18 protein-coding genes are annotated in these 20,975 nt (G+C 62.1%); 14 read left to right on the forward strand and 4 right to left on the reverse strand.

The window, feature by feature from the left end; genetic code table 11:
- Positions 1–30 precede the first annotated feature (30 nt).
- Both F0P96_RS13945 and F0P96_RS13950 read right to left on the reverse strand, forming a co-directional pair.
- Entirely contained in the window at positions 31–999 is a 969-nt protein-coding gene (locus tag F0P96_RS13945) for a glycosyltransferase family 2 protein (RefSeq protein ID WP_151079522.1), read from the reverse strand.
- A 76-nt stretch (positions 1,000–1,075) separates the two neighbouring features.
- Positions 1,076–1,822, reverse strand: a complete 747-nt coding sequence (locus tag F0P96_RS13950) for a class I SAM-dependent methyltransferase (RefSeq protein ID WP_151079523.1) — start codon at positions 1,820–1,822, stop codon at positions 1,076–1,078.
- A 116-nt stretch (positions 1,823–1,938) separates the two neighbouring features.
- Between F0P96_RS13950 and F0P96_RS21320 the strand changes: the two genes are divergently transcribed.
- From F0P96_RS21320 to F0P96_RS13975, 6 genes are all read left to right on the forward strand, one after another.
- Positions 1,939–2,067 carry a hypothetical protein gene (locus F0P96_RS21320; RefSeq protein WP_262714370.1) on the forward strand — a complete coding sequence of 43 codons (129 nt, stop codon included), beginning with the start codon at positions 1,939–1,941 and terminating at the stop codon, positions 2,065–2,067.
- Positions 2,068–2,082: 15 nt separating this feature from the next.
- Positions 2,083–3,489 (forward strand): hypothetical protein, encoded by a 1,407-nt coding sequence (locus F0P96_RS13955; protein WP_151079524.1) that lies wholly within the window; start codon positions 2,083–2,085, stop codon positions 3,487–3,489.
- Positions 3,490–3,512: 23 nt separating this feature from the next.
- Positions 3,513–4,043 carry a carbohydrate binding domain-containing protein gene (locus tag F0P96_RS13960; protein WP_151079525.1) on the forward strand — a complete coding sequence of 177 codons (531 nt, stop codon included), beginning with the start codon at positions 3,513–3,515 and terminating at the stop codon, positions 4,041–4,043.
- Positions 4,044–4,186: 143 nt separating this feature from the next.
- Complete coding sequence (locus F0P96_RS13965) at positions 4,187–4,717, forward strand: carbohydrate binding domain-containing protein (RefSeq protein ID WP_151079526.1); 531 nt, start codon at positions 4,187–4,189, stop codon at positions 4,715–4,717.
- Between the two features lie 42 nt (positions 4,718–4,759).
- Positions 4,760–6,091: a hypothetical protein gene (locus F0P96_RS13970; RefSeq protein ID WP_151079527.1), complete on the forward strand. Its 1,332-nt coding sequence runs from the start codon at positions 4,760–4,762 to the stop codon at positions 6,089–6,091.
- Positions 6,092–6,142: 51 nt separating this feature from the next.
- Entirely contained in the window at positions 6,143–8,005 is a 1,863-nt protein-coding gene (locus F0P96_RS13975; RefSeq protein ID WP_151079528.1) for a hypothetical protein, read from the forward strand.
- 20 nt (positions 8,006–8,025) lie between these two features.
- On the opposite strand, the gene F0P96_RS13980 is transcribed toward F0P96_RS13975, so the two are convergent.
- Positions 8,026–8,817: an SDR family oxidoreductase gene (locus F0P96_RS13980; protein ID WP_151079529.1), complete on the reverse strand. Its 792-nt coding sequence runs from the start codon at positions 8,815–8,817 to the stop codon at positions 8,026–8,028.
- A gap of 201 nt (positions 8,818–9,018) precedes the next feature.
- Here F0P96_RS13980 and F0P96_RS13985 point away from each other — a divergent pair, with 201 nt between their 5' ends.
- The 7 genes from F0P96_RS13985 (at position 9,019) to F0P96_RS14015 (ending at position 16,168) form a co-directional block, all read left to right on the forward strand.
- A complete protein-coding gene (locus F0P96_RS13985; protein ID WP_151079530.1) occupies positions 9,019–9,552 on the forward strand; it encodes a 3-hydroxyanthranilate 3,4-dioxygenase in 534 nt (177 codons plus the stop codon).
- Between the two features lie 9 nt (positions 9,553–9,561).
- Positions 9,562–10,908: a hypothetical protein gene (locus F0P96_RS13990; RefSeq protein ID WP_151079531.1), complete on the forward strand. Its 1,347-nt coding sequence runs from the start codon at positions 9,562–9,564 to the stop codon at positions 10,906–10,908.
- Between the two features lie 72 nt (positions 10,909–10,980).
- On the forward strand, positions 10,981–12,351 hold the full coding sequence (locus tag F0P96_RS13995) for a hypothetical protein (protein ID WP_151079532.1): 1,371 nt from the start codon (positions 10,981–10,983) through the stop codon (positions 12,349–12,351).
- A gap of 22 nt (positions 12,352–12,373) precedes the next feature.
- Positions 12,374–13,462, forward strand: coding sequence for an amidohydrolase family protein (locus F0P96_RS14000; RefSeq protein ID WP_151079533.1), 1,089 nt, complete (start codon positions 12,374–12,376; stop codon positions 13,460–13,462).
- A 61-nt stretch (positions 13,463–13,523) separates the two neighbouring features.
- Positions 13,524–14,804 (forward strand): kynureninase, encoded by a 1,281-nt coding sequence (gene kynU, locus F0P96_RS14005; RefSeq protein ID WP_151079869.1) that lies wholly within the window; start codon positions 13,524–13,526, stop codon positions 14,802–14,804.
- 8 nt (positions 14,805–14,812) lie between these two features.
- Positions 14,813–15,547 (forward strand): hypothetical protein, encoded by a 735-nt coding sequence (locus tag F0P96_RS14010; protein ID WP_151079534.1) that lies wholly within the window; start codon positions 14,813–14,815, stop codon positions 15,545–15,547.
- A 24-nt stretch (positions 15,548–15,571) separates the two neighbouring features.
- On the forward strand, positions 15,572–16,168 hold the full coding sequence (locus F0P96_RS14015; protein WP_151079535.1) for an alpha-ketoglutarate-dependent dioxygenase AlkB family protein: 597 nt from the start codon (positions 15,572–15,574) through the stop codon (positions 16,166–16,168).
- A gap of 69 nt (positions 16,169–16,237) precedes the next feature.
- On the opposite strand, the gene F0P96_RS14020 is transcribed toward F0P96_RS14015, so the two are convergent.
- Positions 16,238–18,940: a TonB-dependent receptor gene (locus F0P96_RS14020; protein ID WP_151079536.1), complete on the reverse strand. Its 2,703-nt coding sequence runs from the start codon at positions 18,938–18,940 to the stop codon at positions 16,238–16,240.
- Positions 18,941–19,583: 643 nt separating this feature from the next.
- Between F0P96_RS14020 and F0P96_RS14025 the strand changes: the two genes are divergently transcribed.
- A complete protein-coding gene (locus F0P96_RS14025; protein ID WP_151079537.1) occupies positions 19,584–20,972 on the forward strand; it encodes an FAD-dependent oxidoreductase in 1,389 nt (462 codons plus the stop codon).
- The last annotated feature ends 3 nt before the right edge of the window (positions 20,973–20,975 follow it).

The following is a 20,975-nucleotide window of genomic DNA, read 5'->3' on the forward strand; positions in this document are numbered from 1 at the left end:
AGCCGAAGGAGTGGGCGCCGCCCGAAACGATTAATGCCCCGCCGTCAGCGCCTCGGGCGAAATCGTGACAGGAATGTTGGTGTCGGAAATGATGTAGAGCGGCCGGCGGCGCACGTTGGTGCTCAGGCGGGCAATGTACTCGCCAATCAGGCCCACCGAAATCAGCTGCACGCCGCCCAGAAACAGGATGCTCACCATCAGGGAAGGCCAGCCGGGCTGGTAGTCGTGGGCAATGAAGCGGGCGTAGAGCGTGTAGAGCAGCACCAGAAACGCAATGCCCGACACCACAAAGCCCATGAGCGTGGCGGCTTTCAAGGGCACGTCGGAGAAGGCCGTAATGCCGTCGAGGGCCAGGCGCATCATTTTGCGGTAGGTGTAGCCGGTTTCGCCGCCGGCCCGCTCGGCGCGGTCGTACTCCACGTAGGTCTGGCGGTAGCCAATCCACGAAATCTGGCCGCGCAGAAACTTATTCTGCTCGGGCATCTGCTTGAGGGCTTCCACCACCTTGCGCGAAATAATGCGGAAGTCGCCGGTGTCGACGGGAATGGAAATGCTGGTGATGCGCGCCAGAATGCGGTAGAACAGCTTGGCCGTGAACAGCTTCATGGCGCTTTCGCCCTGGCGGCGGCGGCGCTTGGCGTACACCACCTCGTAGCCCTCGCGCAGCTTCTGGTAGAGCGGCACAATTAGCTCGGGCGGGTCCTGCAGGTCGGCGTCGATGATAACCACGGCCGCGCCCTGCGACAAATCCAGCCCGGCCGTCACGGCAATCTGGTGGCCGAAGTTGCGGCTGAAGTCGATGTAGCGCACGTTGGCGTGCCGGGCGGCCAGCTCGTGAATCAGGGCCAGGGACCGGTCGCGCGAGCCGTCGTTCACGAAGATGTACTCGCAGCTCACGCCCATCGGCTCAACCACGCCGCGCAGGCGCTGGTAGAGCGTGGGAATGTTGGCTTCTTCGTTGTAGATGGGAATGACGATGGAGAGGTCCAGAGTGGGCATGCGGGAAGAATGGGGGCCAAATAGGGCAGAAAACGCAGCGGGCAGCCGCCGACCTGCCGACGGATGCAGGAACAGCCTACGCCGCGGGGCGCTTGGCTACAATGAACGTGCTGACTCCCACTGGCAAATCCATAAACCGCAGCATGCGGTTTTCGGTGCGCAGCAGCGTAAGCAACGCCTTGTTGAGCCCGCCCGGAATAACCTGCAAGTCGCCGGAAGGAGCCGCTTTCTTTTTGGGCAGCACCGACTGCAGCAGGCGCATGGCGGCTACCGGCAAAAACAAGGTGCTGTTCCAGTACGACGTCCGCTCGATGGCAAAGCGGCCGCGCTCGAGCGTGGCCCGCAGGCGCTTGGCCGAGTAGCGGCGGTAGTGGTGGTTTACTTCGTCGTGCTGGCTCCACAGAAACTGAAACGCGGGCACAAAAACGATGAGCTGACCGCCGGGGCGCAACACCCGCAGCCACTCCCGCACGGCCTGGTCCTCGTCTTCGATGTGCTCCAGCACGTCGGACGCAATAAGCAAGTCGAAGCTCGCATCGGGGAAGTCCAGCTTGGCGCCGTCCATTACCTGCACCGAGTCCAGCCCACGCCGGCGGGCCAGCGCAATGCCGGTTTCGCTCACGTCGATACCCGTCAGGTTGGAGTAGCCGGCGGCGCGCAGGTCCAGCAGCAAGGGCCCGCCCGAGCAGCCAATTTCCAGAATAGCCGTGTCGGGCGACGGGGCATACTGCCGGATGAGGTTGAAGACAATATTGCGGCGCGCCGCAAACCACCAATGGTTTTCTTCCAGTTGGTGGTAATGGGCTTCGTACGTGGTATCCATAATCCCTCAAAGATAATTGACGCCCGGCGGATGCGTGGGCGCGGGTGACGGGCGAACCTGAAATAGTGCACAAAACCCCACGCGAAATCATTACTTTTGAGCCAAATTACTCCGGCATGTCGCGCTTTTTTTGGGTTGTTTCGCCGCTTTATGCCCTTCTCGCAAAAGGCAAAAACAGCGTGCCGGTGCTGGCCTCGCTTACGTTGGGTACAGCCAGCAACGAACTGTTTTTGAGCCATAGCTAACACGATACCGACGAGGTGAATAGGACTTTACGCGAGCGTAGCTCCACCTTAGTGTTTGTGCTGCTCTGCGCGCTGGTGCTCATCGGCCCGGCTCTCTACAACGGCTTCCCCCTGGTTACGTCCGATTCGGGGGCCTACATCAACAGCGGGTTTCACGCCGACGTCCCCGACGACCGGCCCGTAACCTACGGCCTGTTTATTTGGGCCAGCAGCCTCACGTTTTCGTTGTGGTTTGTGATACTGGCGCAAGCGTTGGTGTTGGCCGCGGTGCTCCTGCGGTGCCTGCGGCTGTTGGCGCCGGCCGGCTTGCCCCTGGGCTGGCAGCTCCTGCTCACTTTGCTGACCCTGTGGGCTACCGGAGCCGGCTGGTTCTGCAGCCAGCTCATGCCCGATATCTTCACTGCCATCGGCCTGCTCACGCTGGCTTTGCTTCTGCTCGATGGCGAGCTGCGGGGCTTCTGGCGCGGGGCGGCGTTGCTGCTGCTGCTGGCCAGCGCCATGATGCACTCTTCCAACCTGCTGATTTACACCTTGGTGGTGGCTGTGCTCTTGGTGTGCGTATTTAGCCAGCACTTGGTGCGGCGGCAACTCATTCGCAAGGCGGCCTTGGTGCAGGTAACCAGCATGGTGCTGCTCAGCTGGGTGGCGCTGCCCAGCTTGCACGCCGCTCTGGGTGGTGGTTTTGCCGTATCGCGCAGCTCGTACATGTTTGTGATGGGGCGGCTGCTGGAAAGCGGCGTGCTCGATAAATTTCTGACCAAAAACTGCACCGCCGAGTCCCAGTACCGGCTGTGCCAGTTTCGCGACAAGCTGCCCAACGACGCTATTACTTTTTTGTGGGATGCCAACAGCGTGCCGGGCCAAACCGGGGGCTGGGAGGCCAACCGCGCCGAGTACGAGGAAATCATTCGGAACGTGCTGACCCACCCGCGCTACTATCCCGCCCTGGCCTCCGAGGCCGTGCAGGCCACGCTGCGCCAACTTGCCAGCAACAGCCACGGCGACGGGCTTTTTGCCTACCGCGAAAACTCCAACCCCTATTGGAAGGTGCAGGAGTATTTCAACTACGAACTGCGCGAGTACCTCTCGTCGCTCCAGCAAACCAGCCGCCTCACCTTCACCGACCTCAACGAACGCCTGAACCTGACGCTGCTGCTCACAACTGCCGCCTTGCTGCTGCTGCTGGGCACGCCCCTGCGCCAGCACCTAAGCCCCACGGCCCGGCTGTGGCTGGTCATCTGCCTGACGGGCGTGGTGGCCAACGCCGGCGTCACGGGCGGACTGGCCAACGTGCTCAGCCGCTTGCAAACCCGGGTGGTGTGGGTGCTGCCGTGGTCGGTGCTGCTGATAGTAGCCAGCCACGCGCCGGCACTGGTGGCCGCGCAGCGGCGTAAGTTCAAGCTGTTTCAAAAAACACTCTGATTTCTTTTTCTGTCTTTCTTCTCATGAAAAACGCTTTCCTCCTCCTGGCTCTGGTGGCCCTGGTGTCCTGCAGCAAGTCCGACGACCAAAGTGCCAACGCCAACGCCATAACGGCTACCAACTTCGACGATTACGAAGGCTGGGTGCCGGAAAATGCCAGCCTCACACGCGAGCGGGCGCATTCGGGCAAGTTTTCCATCAAGGTCGACGGCAACTCCGAGTTCAGCATGGGATACGTCAACTTGCTGGGCAAAATCAGCCCGCGCAAAATGCGTAAGCTGCATTTGAAGGCTTGGGCCTTTTTGCCGAGCAACAAGGCGGCGGCCAAGCTGGGCATGCAGATTACGGATCCGTCGACCGGGCAGGAGATTTTCGGCGACGGTATCAAGCTGACCGACCAAGTGACCAGCTTCAACAAGTGGGTGGAAGTGGAGAAAGACATTACCCTGCCCGATAACATTGCTCCCACGCAGCTGCTGAAGCTGTTTTTGTGGCGCGATTCGGCCAGCGAACCGGCGTACATCGACGACCTGAGCCTGACCATTGTTGAATAAAGGCCCGCTGCCGGGAATGGATCAAGGCAAGCCGCCTGCTCGAACTGGAGCAGGCGGATTTTTGGCCGGTATTCTCTTGCATCAAGTGCAGCAGACACGGCTTTCCCGATCGGTCCTCCGGCCGACACTCAGTTTTACATACTATGACTAAGGCATTTGGGCTTTTGCTGCTGACGGCCGTTTTGGCAACGGCTTGTTCCAAAAACCAACAAACTGTAGACGGCGACGTCATCACACGCAACGATTTTGAATCGTACGTCGGCTGGTTTCCGGAAACTGGCAATGTGGGGCGCGACCACGCCCACTCGGGCCAATTTGCGGTGAAAGTGGACCCACAACACGAATTTGGGCCTACCTATAAAGGCATCATCGGGCAAATCAGTGTGCACCAACTCAAGGGCGTGCACGTGGAAGCCTGGGTCTATTTGCCCAATCCCCAAGGCGCCAAGCTGGGCGTAGTAGTCAGCACTCCCGATGAGAAAACCCAAATTCTGGGCGACGGCATCGACCTCAACCAGGACGTGAAGGAGTACAAGAAGTGGGTGAAAATTCAGAAGGACATTGCCTTCCCGGCTACCGTCAACGCTACCCACATGCTCAAGGTGTTCCTGTGGCGCGGCGGTGCGACCGAGGCGGTGTACCTGGACGATATCAGCATTTCGGCGCTCGAATAAGCGCGGCGGCGTTTCTTTTCGCTTTACTTAACCCGGCCTGTCTTGTCTTCGTCTACGCTCGCGGCTTCTCCTGATTTGAGCACGGCGCCCTCGGCTTGGCGCACGTGGCGGCCGCGCCTGTGGCAGGCCGGCGCGTGCCTAGCGTTCTGGGCCGAAGTGCGCCTGTTTACCGACTTGCGCAACTACTACGGCCCGGAGGTTTCGCCGGCGGTGTTCTGCCTGACTTCCATTTTGCTGGGGCTGTTTGTGCTGCTCTACTGGCTCGAAGACGACACCGCATTGCCCACCACGCCTAGCGCCCGGCGCTACGACGTGCTGCTGCTGGCCGTGGTGCTGGGCGGCGTGGTGTTGGCTCTCAAGCAAGGCCCCATCATCGACAGCATTGCCATTGACCTGAAGTCGTCGGACGTCATTCCTATTCTGCAGACGTACGTCAGTCGCTTCCGTACCGGGGAGGTGGTGTACAAGTACATCTACTTTAGCTACCCGCTGTTTCCCAATCACTTGCCCATGCAGTGGCTGCCCTACGTGCTGGCCGACAGAGCAGGCGTAGACTACCGCTGGTGGGGCCTGATGACGCTGATTGTGGTGGGTTTTGGGGCGTATCAGTGGACGCTGATTCGGTGGGTTGCCAACTGGGGCGAGCTGCTGCTGAAAGCGGCGTTGCCGGCGTTTCTGTTCTGGTGGATTATCGACCACGACCCGCACCTCTACGGCGAAACCATCGAAACCACCATCATTGCCTACTACTGCCTGCTGGCGGCGGCGGTGCTGAGCCGTTCGCCGGTGCTGCAGGCCGTGGCGCTGGTGTGCTGCCTGCTTTCGCGCTACTCGGTGGTGCTGTGGGTGCCGCTGTACATGCTCATTCTGTGGTTTGCGGCTGGCAAGCGGCACGCCGTTACCGTGGCCCTGCTGACGTTGGTCGGCATTGTGGGCATCTACGTGTGGCCGTTCCTGTCGAAAGACTGGACGATATTCGGCCACGCCCTGCGCGAGTACAAGATTGCCACCGTGGGGGAATGGCAGCGCGAAAACCACCTGTTCAACGGCGTGGGCTTCGCCGGCTGGTTCCTGAAAAACACGTCGGGCACCATCCTCGAGAAAATCAACCTGATGCAGAAGGTGCACCTGGGGCTGTCGGGCGTGGTGGTGGCGCTGTGCGGCGCGTTGTGCTGGCGCCTGCGCCGCCGCGTCGACCACCGCGTGCTGGCGCTCATCACGCTCAAGTGGTATCTGGTGGTGTTCTACGCTTTCCTGCAGATTCCCTACACCTACCTCACGTCGCTGGTAGTATTCATGTCGCCGTTTGTGCTGCTGGTGTTGCCGTTTGTTCGCCGGGCCGTTCGGCCAGTGGCGGTAGCGGCACCCGTTTAAGCATCCTGCGCCGGCTGACGCGGCGGTTTTCATCGTTTATTTTCTTCGCTCATGCGTCGCATTGCTTCTCCGTACTCCCTGCTGGCCGTGCTGGTGCTCATGGTGCTCATGATCCAGGCCCGGCTGTGGGCGCCGTACTGGGACACGCGCAACGTGCAGGCCATTCTGACCTGGGACGCCATGGGGTACTACCTCTACCTGCCGGCCCAGTTCATTTACCACGACCTCTCGCACATGGCCTTCATCGGCGACATCATGCGCGAGTATGCTCCTACGGGCTCGTTCTACCAAGCCTATCAGGTGCCCGGCGGCCCGGAGGGAGACTTGGTAATGAAATACACCTGCGGCCTTGCGGTGCTGCAGTTTCCGTTTTTTTGGCTGGGTCATTGGGCCGCGGCGCTATTTGGCTACCCACAGGACGGCTTTTCGGCGCCCTACCAAATAGCCATTGCCTTTGGCGGCCTGGCCTACGCCTTGCTGGGGCTGCTGGTGTTGCGCCGCGTGCTGCTGCGCTACTTCTCCGATGCCGTGACGACGCTCACGCTCGTAACCATTGTGCTGGGCACCAACTATTTCCAGTACGTGGTGTTCGACGGAGCCATGGCGCACAACTACCTCTTCGCGCTCTACGCCATTCTGCTCTGGCTCACCATTCGGTGGCACGAAACGCCCAAGAAGTGGCTGGCGGCGGCCATCGGCCTCACGCTGGGCCTGCTGGTGCTCATCCGGCCTTCCGAAGCCGTGGCGGTGGTTATTCCACTGGCCTGGGGCATCGACTCGGTAGCGGCGGCGCGCCGGAAAGGGGAGTTGCTGCTGCGCCATTGGCCGCACGTGGTGCTGCTGGCGGTATTTGCCATTTTGGGGGGCTTGCCGCAGCCGCTGTACTGGAAATGGGCTACCGGCCATTGGCTGGTGTACAGCTACGGCGACCAGAAATTCAACTTCGGGCACCCGCACCTCTACCAGGTGCTGCTGAGCTACAAGAAGGGCTGGCTGGTGTACACGCCGCTGATGGCGGGTGCCCTGGCCGGTTTTTTCCTGCTTTGGCGCCAAAACCGGGCGGTGGCCATTACGGTGCTGCTGTACTTCCTGCTCAACCTGTGGGTGGTGTCGGCCTGGGACATTTGGTGGTACGGCGGCAGCATTGGCCAACGGGCCTTGGTGCAGTCGTACGCGGCACTGGCGTTGCCACTGGCGGCCATGCTGGCCTGGGTGTTGCGGCTCACGCAGCGGCAAAGCACCTGGATGTATTTCGCCTGGCCGGCTTTCGTATGGCTGGTGTGTTTCAACCTGTTTCAGCACTGGCAGTACATGCGCGGCATCATTCAGACGGAGGAGATGAACAAGCAGTATTACTGGGCCATCTTCGACAAAACCATGCCGCAGCAGCGCGACTTCGCGCTGATTGACATTCCGAAGCGGCTGCCGGGTACCGATAAAGAATACGACTTCCGGCAAATTGCCCGGTTGGACTTTGAAAACCAGCCTACCCAAGAAAAAGTGGGCGTGAAGGGGGGCCGAGGCCACGACAGCGGCCAGTCATACTACATCGATGCCTCGCAGAACATCGGGCCCACCATTGCCGTGCCCGTCAGCCAAGCCAATGTGCAGCCTGGCCAGTGGCTGCGGGCCTCGGTGTGGGTGTTTGCCGACTGGGGCGCGTGGGGCAATAAGCTGGTAATGTCGGTGGAGCGCAACGGCCAGAACCTGTTCTGGCATGGCTTGCGCCTGCACAACAACCTCACCACCGAACGTCGCTGGAACTACCTGAACTTTGACTTCCCGGTGCCCAACGACATTCAGCCCGGCGACATCATCAAGGTGTACCCCATCAACGAAGGCGGCGCCGGCTGCTACCTCGACGACATGCAGTTGGAAGCCGTAACGCCCAAAGCGGGCTGGGCCAAAAACTAGGCGGCCCGCCCCAGAAAAGACTACAGGCTCCCGGTGCGGCCGCCGTCAACGGGCACATTGATGCCGTTGATGTAGCCCGCCATCGGCGAGGCCAGGAAAGCCACGGCGGCGGCCACTTCCTCGGCTTCGGCAAAGCGTCCGGCCGGAATCATCCGGCGCATATTTTCCTCCAGAGCTTCCACCGGCTGGCCGGTGCTGGCGCTGCGCGCTTCTAGCAGGCTGTGGTGGCGCTGGGTGAGCGTGGCGCCCGGCAGCACGTTATTCACCGTAATGCCGTGCGGGGCCAGTTCCGTTGCCAAGGTTTTGGCCCAGTTGGCCACTGCCCCGCGCGTGGTGTTCGACACGCCCAAATTAGGCAGCGGCTGCTTCACCGAGGTGCTGATGACGTTGATGATGCGCCCGTAGCCTGCGGCCTGCATGCCCGGCACGAGGGCCTGCGCCAGCAGATGGTTGCAGATGACGTGCTGCTCGAAAGCTGCCCGCAACGCATCTACCGAAGCGGCCAGCAGCGGTCCGCCGGCCGGCCCGCCGGTGTTGTTCACCAGAATATGGGCGGGGCCGTGCTGCTGCACCCACGCACCCATGCGCTCCGCTACTTCGGCGGGACGGCTGAAATCGGCCACTACGAAGTCGTGGGTTTGGCCGGCCGGCGTGGGCAGCGCGGCCAGCACCTCGCGCAGCTTGGCTTCGTCGCGGGCCACCAAGGTAACGGTGGCGTGGCGGGCGGCGAGGAGTTCGGCCACGGCGCGGCCAATGCCTTGGGTGCTGCCGCACACCACGGCGCGGCGGGAGGAAAGAAGCTCGGTTAGCATGGCCCGAAAGTACGCAAAAACGCTACCCAGCCAGCCGCGGCCTCTCTGCCGTATGCAGGCTTTTGCGTAAGTTCGACGCAGAAAAAAGGATTAGGCAAACCGGTTTCAAGCCCCTTCAACGGCAGTCTGAGTGGGCGTTTGGCGTAGTTGTATTCCGGTCTAATCACCATTGCCCTACTCACTTAATCTCCACCCGCACCCATGCCCGTTTCCCGCCCTTTCAATTTCCAGCAGTGGATTGACGAACACCGGCACCTGCTTAAGCCGCCCGTCGGCAACCAGCAGGTGTTCAAAGGCAACGACGACTTCATTGTGATGGTGGTGGGTGGCCCCAACGCCCGCAAAGACTACCACGTGGACGACAGCGAGGAGTTCTTCTTCCAAATAGAGGGCGACATGACGCTGAAAATCATTGAAGACGGCAAGCCGGTGGACGTGCCCATTCGGGCCGGCGAAATTTTCCTGCTGCCGGCCGGCGTGCCGCACTCGCCGCAGCGCCCGGCGGGCACCGTGGGCATGGTGGTGGAGCGCTACCGCAAGCCCGGCGAGCTGGACGGCTTTCAGTGGTACTGCGAAAACTGCGGCACCAAGCTCCACGAGGAGTTTGCCGAAGTCACCGACATCGTGCAGCAGCTCCCCGTCATCATGGGCAACTTCTGGCAGAACCAGGAGCGCCGCACCTGCCCCAGCTGCGGCACCGTGATGCAGCCGCCCGCGCCGGTGGTCGGCCAGTAAAGCTTGGGCATGCGTTCGATTTACGTCTTCTGGCTGACGGCCCTTCTTCTCGTATTTGCCACGTTTCAGGCCCGCCGCTGGTCCAATCTGGCTTTGTTCGATTTCGACGGCGGCGGTTACTACGCCTACCTGCCCAGCGCCTTCATCTACCACGACCTAGGCCGCGCCGACTGGATCGAAACCAAGCAGCAGCACTACCGGCCCGGCACCCACCACAGCATCGGCATCACGCCCTTGCCCAATGGCAACGTGGTACCGAAATACCCCATGGGCGTGGCGGTGGGCGCGCTGCCGTGGTTTGTGGCAGCCCACTGGTACGCGCCCGTAGCCGGGTTTGCTGCCGATGGTTTCACCCGCCCCTACCAGCGCGCCATGGTGCTGGCGGGCCTGGCCTACGGGCTGCTGGGGCTCTGGGTGGTGCGCAAGCTGCTGCTGCGCTATTTCTCCGACGGCGTGACGGCCTGGGCACTGGCTGGCGTGGGCCTCGGTACCAATTTTTTCTGCTACGCCTCCTACGAGGCCAATATGTCGCACGCGCCGCTGTTTCTGTGGCACGCGTCGCTGCTCTACTGCACGGTGCTCTGGTACCACACGTTTCGGTGGCGCTACGCCGTGGGCCTGGGCTTGTTTATGGGCCTGATTTGCCTGACGCGTTTCTCGGAAGCCCTGTACGCACTCATTCCGTTGCTGTGGGGCATACAGCGCGCAGCCGATGTGCCGCTACGCCTGCATGCCTGGTGGCAGCACCGCAGCCAGGTGCTGGTGGCCGTGGTGCTGGCGGCGGCCGTGCTCAGCCTGCAGCTGGTGTTCTGGCGCGCTACCAGCGGCCACTGGCTGCTCGACACCTACGTAGGCGAGCGGTTCGACTTTGCGCACCCGCATATACTTGACGGACTCTTCAGCTTCCGCAAGGGCTGGCTGCTCTACACGCCCATGATGGCGCTGGCGCTGCTGGGCTGGCTGGTGCTACGCCGCTATGTGCCCGCTGCCTGGCTGCCCACGCTGGCGGTGCTGCCGGTGGCGTGGTACATCACGTTCAGCTGGGGGCAATGGTGGTACGGCGGCGGCTTCAGTGCTCGGCCGCTCATCAGCCTCTACCCGCTGCTGGCATTGTCGCTGGCTAGCTTGGTGGCCTACGTGGGCGCCCACTACCGACCGTGGCGCCCGGTTTTGCGCGGGCTGATGGTGGTGTTCATTCTCCTTAACTTTCTGCAAACCTGGCAGTACCGCCACGGCATCCTGCACTGGGACAGCAACACCCGCGAGCTGTACATGCGCAATTTCTTTGCCGTGCGCCGCGACCAAATGTGGCTGCCGCCGGGGCAGCCAAACCCCAGCGCCGCGCCCCGCGACTAGCGGCCGCCACCGCCGCCGAGCTGCCGGACTTGCGCTGGTATGTTGCGGGCCGGGATTGTTTCTTTGTGACTTATGCAGCACACTTCTACTATTTCACCGCCCGCTACTCGCTCCTCCGGCGTGGTGGCTTGGTTCCGAACCTGGTCGCACACCACGGCGGTGTGGCTGTGCGTTTCGCTGATTGGGGTGGTGGCCATTTTCTACGCCGCCGACTGGACCAAGCGCGACGTTATCATCGACGACGTGGCCGGCTACTACGACTACCTGCCCTCGGCGTTCATCACCCACGACCTCGGCGACCCACAGTACCTGGCCGAGCTGCACGGCCAAACCCGCCCCGACCGCGAAAAAACGTACGGCCAGCTGCACCTGCCCAACGGCCGCATCGTTTTCCGCTACCCCATTGGCATGGCCATCCTGTATTCGCCGTGGTTTGCCATTGCGCACGGCTACGAGTTGGCGAAAAACCAGGATGCGCTGGGGCTAAGCGCCAACTACCAGAAAATGCTGCAGTTGGGGTGCTTTGTCTACGCCATGCTGGGGTTGTGGCTATTGGGGCGGGAGTTGCGCCGCTACTTCCCCGATACCACGGCCGGGCTTGCGCTGCTGGGCATTGGGCTGGCAACCAACTTCTTCTGCTACGCCACCTACGAGTCGCCGATGACGCACGGCTGCCTGTTCCTGCTCAACGTGCTGCTGCTCATCTGCACCCGCCGCTGGTACGCCAACGGCTCGTGGCGCAACAGCGCAGCCCTGGGCATGACGCTGGGAATGATGGCCTTGGTCCGGCCTTCGGAAATGATGATGGTGCTGGTGCCCGCGCTGTGGGGCCTCACCAGTTGGGCGGCCGTGCGCGAACGGGGCCAATGGCTGGCGCGTCATTTGGGCCAGGTATTGCTCGTGGGCCTATGCATGGGCTTGGTAGGCAGCATCCAGCTGCTGTTCTGGCGCATTGTGGGCGGCTACTGGGTGCTCGATACGTACCCCGGCGAAAACTTCAACTTCAAAGACTCGCACCTGCTCGACGGACTGTTCAGCATCCGCAAGGGCTGGCTGTTCTACACGCCTATCATGGCGCTGGCGCTGCTGGGTATCTTCTTTGTGCGTCGGTACGTGCGCCCGGCGCTGCTGCCGCTGCTGGTAGTGGTGCCGTTGGTAGTGTACGTCACCTTCTGTTGGTGGGACTGGGGCTACGGCGGCAGCTTCAGCGCCCGGCCGCTCATCAGCCTCTACCCGCTGCTAAGTTTGGCGCTGGCCAGCTGCTTCCAGCGCGTGGTGGGCGTGAGCGGGTTGCGCTGGATACTGGGCCTGCTGCTGCTGGTACTGGCGCTGCACAACCTCAAGCAAACCCACCAGTACTACCTCGGCCTGATTAACTGCTGCGAGGAGAACTGGGAGAACTACAAGAAGTATTTCTTCGATTTGGAGTGGCCGAATCCGTAATTTTAGCGGACCCCACCCTGCCATGTCTTCCATTCCCTCGTCCTTTTCCCCTGTTGCCGCGCCGCCCCCGGGCGGCCTGCGGCTGGCCGTGCCCACCGTCGACATCCACACCCACATCCTGCCCAAGCAGTGGCCCGACTTGCGCGAGCGGTACGGTTACGGCGGCTTTATCCGGCTGGAGCACCACAAGCCCTGCTGCGCCCGCATGATGCAGGACGACAAGTTCTTCCGCGAAATACAGGACAACTGCTGGGACCCGGCCGTGCGCCTGCGGGAGTGCGGCCATTTCGGCGTCGATGTGCAGGTGCTGAGCACCGTGCCCGTTATGTTCAGCTACTGGGCCAAGCCGCTCGATGCCCTCGACCTGAGCAAGCTGCTCAACGACCACATTGCCGGTGTGGTAGCCGACTATCCCGACCGTTTCATCGGCCTGGGCACCGTGCCCCTGCAAGCCCCCGATCTGGCCGTGCGCGAGTTGGAACGCTGCGTGAAGGAGCTGGGGCTGGCTGGCATTCAGATCGGTTCCCACGTGAACGACTGGAACCTCGACGCACCCGAGCTGTTCGAGGTGTTTGCGGCGGCCGAGGAGCTGGGCGCCTGCGTGTTTGTGCACCCTTGGGACATGATGGCCCAGCAGAAAATGCCTAAATACTGGCTGCCGTGGCTGGTGGGCATGCCCGCCGAAAGCACCCTGGCGCTTTGCTCGCTCATTTTCGGGGGCGTGCTGGAGCGCCTGCCGCGGCTGCGCGTGGCCGTGGCCCACGGCGGCGGCACGTTTGCCTCCACCATCGGCCGCATCGAGCACGGCTTTCAGGTGCGCCCCGACCTCTGCGCCGTCGACAACCCGGTGAACCCGCGCGAGTACCTGGGCCGGTTCTGGGTCGATTCGCTGGTGCACGACCCGCTGATGCTTGATTACCTGGTGAAAACCCTCGGGGCCGACAAAATCACGCTCGGCACCGACTACCCTTTTCCGCTCGGTGAGCTAGAGCCCGGCCAGCTCATCCGATCCATGAGCTACAGCGACGACCTGAAGGCCCGCATGCTCGGTCAGAACGCCTTCGACTGGCTGGGCATCGGTGTCGAGCAGTTCGTGAAAGCCCGCGTCTAGCCCCGCCGCGCTACCTTCGTGCCGGGCCGCTGCCGGCGGCCGACTTTTGCGTATGCCTTCCATGCCCTACCAGAATTCCCTCGATTTCGCCCGCCAACTCGACGCGCAAGACCCGCTGCGCGCCTTTCGCAGCCAGTTTCTGATTCCGAAAGGCCCCGACGGCCAACCCTGCACCTACGTGTGTGGCAATTCGCTGGGCCTGCAGCCCACATCGGCCCGCGCCGCCGTCGAAGCCGAGTTTGCGGCCTGGGAAGAGCACGGGGTGGAAGGCCACTTCCGCGGCACGGCCTGGATGCACTACCACGATACCCTTACCGAGGCCACGGCCCGGCTGGTGGGCGCCAAGCCCGTGGAAGTGGTGGTGATGAACAGCCTGAGCGTGAATCTGCACCTGCTGCTCATCTCGTTTTACCGCCCCACCGCCACGCGCTACAAGCTGCTGATGGAAGGCGGCGCGTTTCCGTCCGATCAATACGCGGCCGCCTCGCAGGCCAAGCTGCACGGCCTGAACCCCGACGAGGCCGTAGTGGAGCTGGTGCCGCGTCCCGGCGAGCATACCCTCCGCACCGAAGACATCGAAGCCAAAATCCAGGAGTTGGGCGACTCGCTGGCGCTGGTCATGCTCGGTGGCGTGAACTACTACACCGGCCAGGCTTTCGACATGGCAGCCGTAACGCGGGCCGGCCACGCCGTGGGCGCCACCGTGGGCTTCGACCTGGCCCACGCCGCCGGTAACCTGCTGCTGCACCTGCACGACTGGGACGTGGATTTTGCCTGCTGGTGCACCTATAAGTATCTGAACTCGGGACCCGGCGGTACCTCCGGCGTGTTTGTGCACGAGCGGTTTGCCAACCGTCCCGACCTGCCGCGCCTCGCCGGCTGGTGGGGCCACGACCCGTCGGACCGCTTCCAGATGAAAAAAGAGTTTCGGCCCATGCCCGGCGCGGCCGGCTGGCAGCTCTCCAACGCCCAGGTGTTCCCGATGGCCATTCACAAAGCGTCGCTGGCCATTTTCGACGAAGCCGGCGGCATGCCCGCGCTACGCCAGAAAAGCGAGCAACTCACCGGCTACCTCGAGTGGCTGCTGCGCGAACTGAACCTGCCTGCCGACGAGCTGGAAATCATCACGCCCGCCGACCCCGCCCAGCGCGGCTGCCAACTCTCACTGCTGCTGCGCCGCCGCGGCCGGGCCTTGTTCGAGCACTTTGCCGCGCGCGGCATTATGGCCGACTGGCGCGAACCCAACGTCATCCGCCTTTCGCCGGTGCCGCTCTACAATTCGTTTGAAGATGTGTGGCGCATTGGGCAGGCCGTAGCCGAATGGGGCCAACTTCCCGTATAACAGCGAGTATGGCCCTGCCGACCGGCAATAGCGGAAGTGGCGGAGCCGAACGAAAAATCATGGAAGATTACGCGGCCAAAATGGCCGGCAAACCCGACGCCGAACTGCTCCGATACCTGACGCACCGCGCCGAGTACCGCGAAGTAGCCGTGTTGGCTGCCCTCAACGAGTTGGCCCGCCGTGGTCAGGCCCACCCCGACGACGCCCGCCTCCGGCCCGAACTGGAAGCGGCCGCCAAGTCCCAAGCAGCGCAAGAGGACGCTGCACGGCCCGAGGCGCCAGAAACAGCCTCAGCTGCAGCTCCGGAAACCGCCCCGGCTCTGTATTCGCCGCTCGCCATTGCCATGTTCTCCATCCTGCCCATGTCGACCATGATTGGCGGCGGGGTGTTGTTGGGAATCAACCTGTTCCGGCTACGGCGCCTGCGGGCCCTGCTGGGGCTGGTGGTGTTTGTGGTGGGCTACTTGCTGATCGGGTCGCAGCTGCTCACCTGGGCCATTGTACAGCAAGGTTTTAACCCGTATCTGGGCTCGTTGCTGTTCAATATTCCGGCTGTGCTGGCTTACCTGCTGTGGTTCTGGCCGCGCTACATTACCACGCCTGCGTACCGCACCCGCAGCCTGCTGATTCCGGTGGTGGTATGCTTTGCCGTTATCTGGGGTATGCAGAAGCTCATGCCCTACCTCATCGAGCAGCAACCCAAAGAAGTACGCGCCGAAATAGAGCGGCTGATGAAGCGCTAAGCCCGGTCTTTCGTCCCACTTGCCATGCCGCTCACGCTGCTGCCGCTTCCCGCCGCGGAGGTTCTGCTCAACCCCGATTTTCTGGCCCCAGCTGACGCCGCACACTACTTGACTGACCTGAACGCCGCCATTGCGTGGCGGCAGGAGCCCATTCGCCTGTTTGGGAAAGAGGTGCTGCAGCCCCGCCTCACCGCCTGGCACGGCGACGAAGGTGCGGCCTACCAATACTCCGGCCTGCGGCTGAGCCCTGCCCCGTGGACGCCCGCGCTGCAAGCCCTGCGCCAGCGCGTGGAGCAGGCAGCTGGTACCAGCTTCAACAGCGTGCTGCTGAACCTCTACCGCTCGGGGCAGGATAGCATGGGCTGGCACGCCGACGACGAACCTGAGCTGGGGCCTGAACCCGTCATTGCCTCGGTCAGCATAGGTAGTGCGCGGCGGTTTCGGTTGCGGCCCCGGCCCGGCGTAGGGCCAGCCCACCCGCCGCTCACGCTGGAATTGCCCGGTGGTAGTCTGCTAATCATGCGCGGCCTTACGCAGCGCAACTGGCAGCATGCCGTGCCCAAAACGGCGCAAGCCGTTGGCCCGCGCCTCAACCTCACGTTCCGGCACGTCATTTCCTAGAAATGCCCCCAATGCAAAACGCCCAGCTCTTGCGAACCGGGCGTTTTGCATTGGAGCGGGTTGCTCGTCTTACTTGATGTCGACCAACAGGCCTACGTAGGCCAGACGGCCAATCTGCGGGCCGCCATAGATCTGCACGTTGTTGTTGTCGAGCACGTTGGAGGCACCGGCTTGTACCGTGGTTGCCAGCTTGGTGAGTGTGTAGCCCACAAACAAGTCGAGGGAGCTGTAGTCATCCAGTTGCCCCACGGCAAATGGGGTTTCGTAGAGGTGGCCCTGGGCCCAGCGGTAGTTAGCCGAGTAGCTCAGGTTGCCGGTGGTGCCGTTGGCGCCCACGTTGTACTTGTGCTTGGGCGTGTTGAAGAAGGTCTGAAAACCGGCGTCCTTTATGTTGGACCGGTCGAGCACGTTCAGGCTGTAGTTGCCGGTTAGGGTCAGCGGTTTCGCAATGTTGTAGCTCAGGCCCAGGGCCGTACCCTGGGTGCGTACTTCCTGCTGCTGGTTGTACCACACCTGCAGCACCCGCGTGGGCAGTGCCTTGTTTTGGTACAGCGGGCCGGCGGCCTGCAGTTGCGCATCCGATGGACGCGAACCGTCGGTGTTGCCGATGAAGCGGCGGGCCCCAATGAAGTCGTTGTAGTAGCTGCGGAAGTAGTTCACGTCCACGTACAGCTTGTTGGCCAGATTGCCGCGGTAGCCCACTTCGTAGGTGTTCACGCGTTCCAGGTCCAGCGGCGCCAGGTCAATGGCGGCCGAAGGCGAGGTGCTGGTCGGCAGGGTGTAGCCCTGGAAGCCGTTGCCCACGTTGCCCAGCAACAGCACCTGGCCCACATCGAGGCGAACGTACTGGTCGAGTTGGGTGGGGGAGCGGAAGGCGCGGCCGAAGCTGGCCCGGAAGCTGTGCTGCTTGTTGTCGCCGGCCGAGTATACCACTGACGCGCGGGGCGACACGGCCGGGTCGAAGTTCTTAAACTCGTCGATGCGGGCGGCCAGGGCCAGCTTCAGGCGGTCGTCCAGCATCTGGTGCGTCAGCTGGCCGTAGGCGCCCAGCTCGTGGTTCTGAATCCGCTCGTTGTCGTCGGAGAAAAACTGCCCGTTGGAGCCCAACCGGAACTTGCGGTAGGCCCCACCCACAATAAGGTCCGACTTCTCGCCGAGGCGGAAGTTGTACTGCGCGTTGCCTTCGTTCAGCAACGAGCTGGGGTTCAGGCGGGCGCCCAAACCCGGCCGGGTGTCGTTGATGATGCTCGTGCGCAGGTCCCCAAACCGGGCGCTGGCGGGGTCAAGCTGCGTAGCGTCGGCGGCTTGTTTGGCCGTTACGAGAGCCTGCTCCGGCGTTTGGCCAAACCCACCTGCCGATATCGGCGCGCGGGCTTTCTTGTAGGTGCCGTTGTAGGTGGCAAAGTACTGAGTGGCGTAGGTCGTGGTAGTGCCTTCGGCTACCGGCGAGTTTTGGATGAAGCCGCCCAGAAAGCCCAGGTCGTAGGAGTCGTTGCCGAAGTCTTGGGTAGAGGAGCCGCGCAAAAACCACCGTTCGCCTTTCAACTCGCCGCGGTACTGGTTGGTGCCGAAGTCGCGCAGGCGGTAGCGGCTGGAGCTTTGGTAGCTGCCCGTGCCCCGGTTGATGCTGGCCGCCACGGTGGCCTTGATTTTATCCGTCAGCAGGTACGAAATGGTGGGTACCACTTTAAAAGCCTGCGCCTTGTCGTCGTTGCCAACCAGGGTTTTCTCGGTGAAACCCGGCATGAACACCGTTTTGTCGACCAACTCGCCGCTAACGCCGCCGGGGAACGGTTGGTTGGCCTTGAAGGTGTTAGCCACGTCGCCGTAGCGGTTCACGGCGTCGTAGCCCTGCACCGAGCCCACGGCGTTGTTGGTGGGTACCAGGCGCGTGCTGGTGGCGTCGTAGTTTTCCGGCAGCCAGTCGGTAGCCGTCAGGTAGCTGCCCGTAATCTTAAAGGCAAATTTGTTGCCCAGCTTCTGCGCGTAGCGGAACTGCCCGTCGAAGTACGACCGTTCGCCGCCGCGCACGCGGGCCGAGAAGCCCTCGGTCACGAACGGGTCCTTGGAGTTCAGCAGCACCACGCCGTTGAAGGCGTTGGCACCGTACAGGGCCGAGGCCGGGCCGTGAATCACTTCGATGGAAGCAATGTCGAGTTCGGGAATGCCCGTGAGGTTGCCCGAGTTGATGTTCAGGCTCGGCGACTGGGTATCGAAGTAGTCGACCAGCTGAATCACGCGCTCCGACTTGGGCGAGTTGAAGCCGCGCGTGCTCAGGCTGCTCATCACCATGCTCGTCGAGTTCACGTCGATGCCCTTGAGCTGGTTGAGGCCGGCCAGTACATCGGGCGGCGGCGTGCGCATGATTTGCTGCGCGCCCACTTTCTCGATGGTTACCGGTGCTTCCTGCAAGGATTCTTCCACGCGGGAAGCGGCCACTACCACTTCGTTCAGTGTCACGGCTTCGTTGAGCGTCACCACAATGTCGGGGGTGGGCTTGCTCAGCTCCAGCTCCCGCGACTCGTAGCCCAGAAACGAAATGGAAATAACCAGCGGACCGCGGCTAAAATCGGCCGGCAGCGTGAACTGCCCTTCGCGGTTGGTGCCGGTGCCAATGAGGGTGCCTTTGATGAAGACCGTAGCGCCGGGAACAGGTTCGCCGGCTTCGTTGCGCACCACGCCTCCTATGCCAGCGGCCGATTGCTGCGCCCAGGCGGGCGTACTGCATGCCAATACACCCGCCAAAAGCGGGTAGAGTAAGGGTTTTTGCATGGGGGAAATAAAAAGGTGTGGGGGAAGTAAAAGCGCTGATGCTTAATAGCAATGGACCTGCAAGATGCGAATTTATGCTGCTTGCGTAACAAATTATCCGTTACTTTATTTAAAAGATGCAATTTAAACCGGCATATGTTAAGATATTGGTAATTAGTGAGCTAGCCCGGCAAGCACAGGGTGGCTGTATAAAATTCGGGTTTGCTGAATCAGTAACGGATGCCCGGTGCCCCAAACAAGTACGGGCAGTCGATTTCGCCCACGGCATAGTTGCCGATGTACATGTGTTCCTTGCCTGATGCCACCGGCTCCTGACGATGGTGCGGCAAAGGCAGCGCCCGCACTGGCAACCGTTTCTTCTGGTGCAGTGGACAAGCTAAAAATGCGGGATGCGAGCAACGACACATAAAAAGCACAGGTAACGGATTGAGCCTCAGTAAAAGCAAAACGTTTAGCATGTATTCGCGTGGTGCTATTATTTATTGCTTTGGTTCAAAAATACGCGTGACAATTGCGCAGGATTGTATTTTTAGACCAACCAATAGTGCTCCTCGCCAAACAAGTCCATTGAAGCGTTGAGCGCACACGCGCAAAGGCACTACCTTAGTCGTCTACTACTCGTTTTTAGTTTGGCCGTTTCTCTATGTCGTTTCCCCCCCGTGCTGCCGCCGAACCCCTAACCGTGATGGGTGCCGGTTTGGTGGGCTCATTGCTTTCCTTGTACCTGGCCCGCCGCGGCCACACCGTAAACGTATTTGAGCGCCGACCTGACCCGCGCCGCGCCGGCGCCGACGTGGGCCGTTCCATCAACCTAGCGTTGTCGGACCGGGGCTGGCGGGCCCTCGAAGGCGTGGGCGTGGCCGAAGCCGTGCGCGAAGTAGCCATTCCCATGTACCGCCGCGTGATGCACGACGTCAAAGGGCAGCTCACGCACCAGCCCTACGGCCTGCCCGGTCAAGCCATCTATTCGGTGTCGCGGGGCGGGCTGAACCGCCGCTTGCTGGAGTTGGCCGAAGCCGAGCCCGGCGTAACGCTGCAGTTTCAGCAGCAATGCCTCGACGTGAACCTGCGCCAGCGCGAGCTGCACCTGCGCGATGCGGAAACCGGTGCCGAGCAGCACGTGGCCTTCCGCCGCCTGTTTGGTACCGACGGCGCTTTTTCGGCCGTGCGCGGCGCGCTGCAGAAGACCGACCGTTTCAACTACTCGCAGTCGTACCTGGAGTACGCCTACAAAGAGCTGACTATTGCGCCGGCTGCCGATGGCGGCTGGGTGCTGGAAAAGAACGCGCTGCACATCTGGCCGCGCGGGCGCTACATGATGATTGCGCTGCCCAACCTCGACGGCTCGTTCACCTGCACCCTGTTTTTCCCCTTCGAAGGCGAAGAGTCGTTTGCCGCGCTGCCGACGCCGGCCGACGTGGAAGCCTTTTTCGGGCGGGTGTTTCCCGATGCCTTGCCGCTGATGCCCGAGCTGACCGAGGATTTCTTCCACAATCCCACCGCTTCGCTGGTCACGGTTAAGTGCTTTCCCTGGGCCTTCGGCGACGAGGCGCTGTTGCTCGGCGACGCCGCCCACGCCATCGTACCGTTCTATGGGCAGGGCATGAACGCCGGTTTCGAAGACTGCACGGTGCTCAACCAGCTGATGGACCAGCACGGCGACGACTGGGAAACCATTTTCGAGGCTTTTCAGGAGCAACGCAAGCCCAACGCCGACGCCATTGCCGAAATGGCGGTGTACAACTTCGTGGAAATGCGCGACCGGGTAGCCGACCCGCGTTTTTTGCTGCAGAAGCAGATTGAAAGCAAAATCACGGCTCAATACCCCGGCCAGTGGTTGTCGCTCTATTCGCAGGTCACGTTTTCGCACACGCCCTACCACGCAGCTTGGACCAACGGCCAGCGGCAGGATGCCATTATGGCGCGCATCATGCCGCACATTCAGCGCCCCGAAGACTACGACCGGCCGGAAGTGCAGGACCTGCTGCAACAGGAAATGACGGCTAACCCGGCCGTTGCGGTGCCTGCATAACCC

This window comes from Hymenobacter busanensis (assembly GCF_008727865.1).
Lineage (GTDB): Bacteria > Bacteroidota > Bacteroidia > Cytophagales > Hymenobacteraceae > Solirubrum > Solirubrum busanense.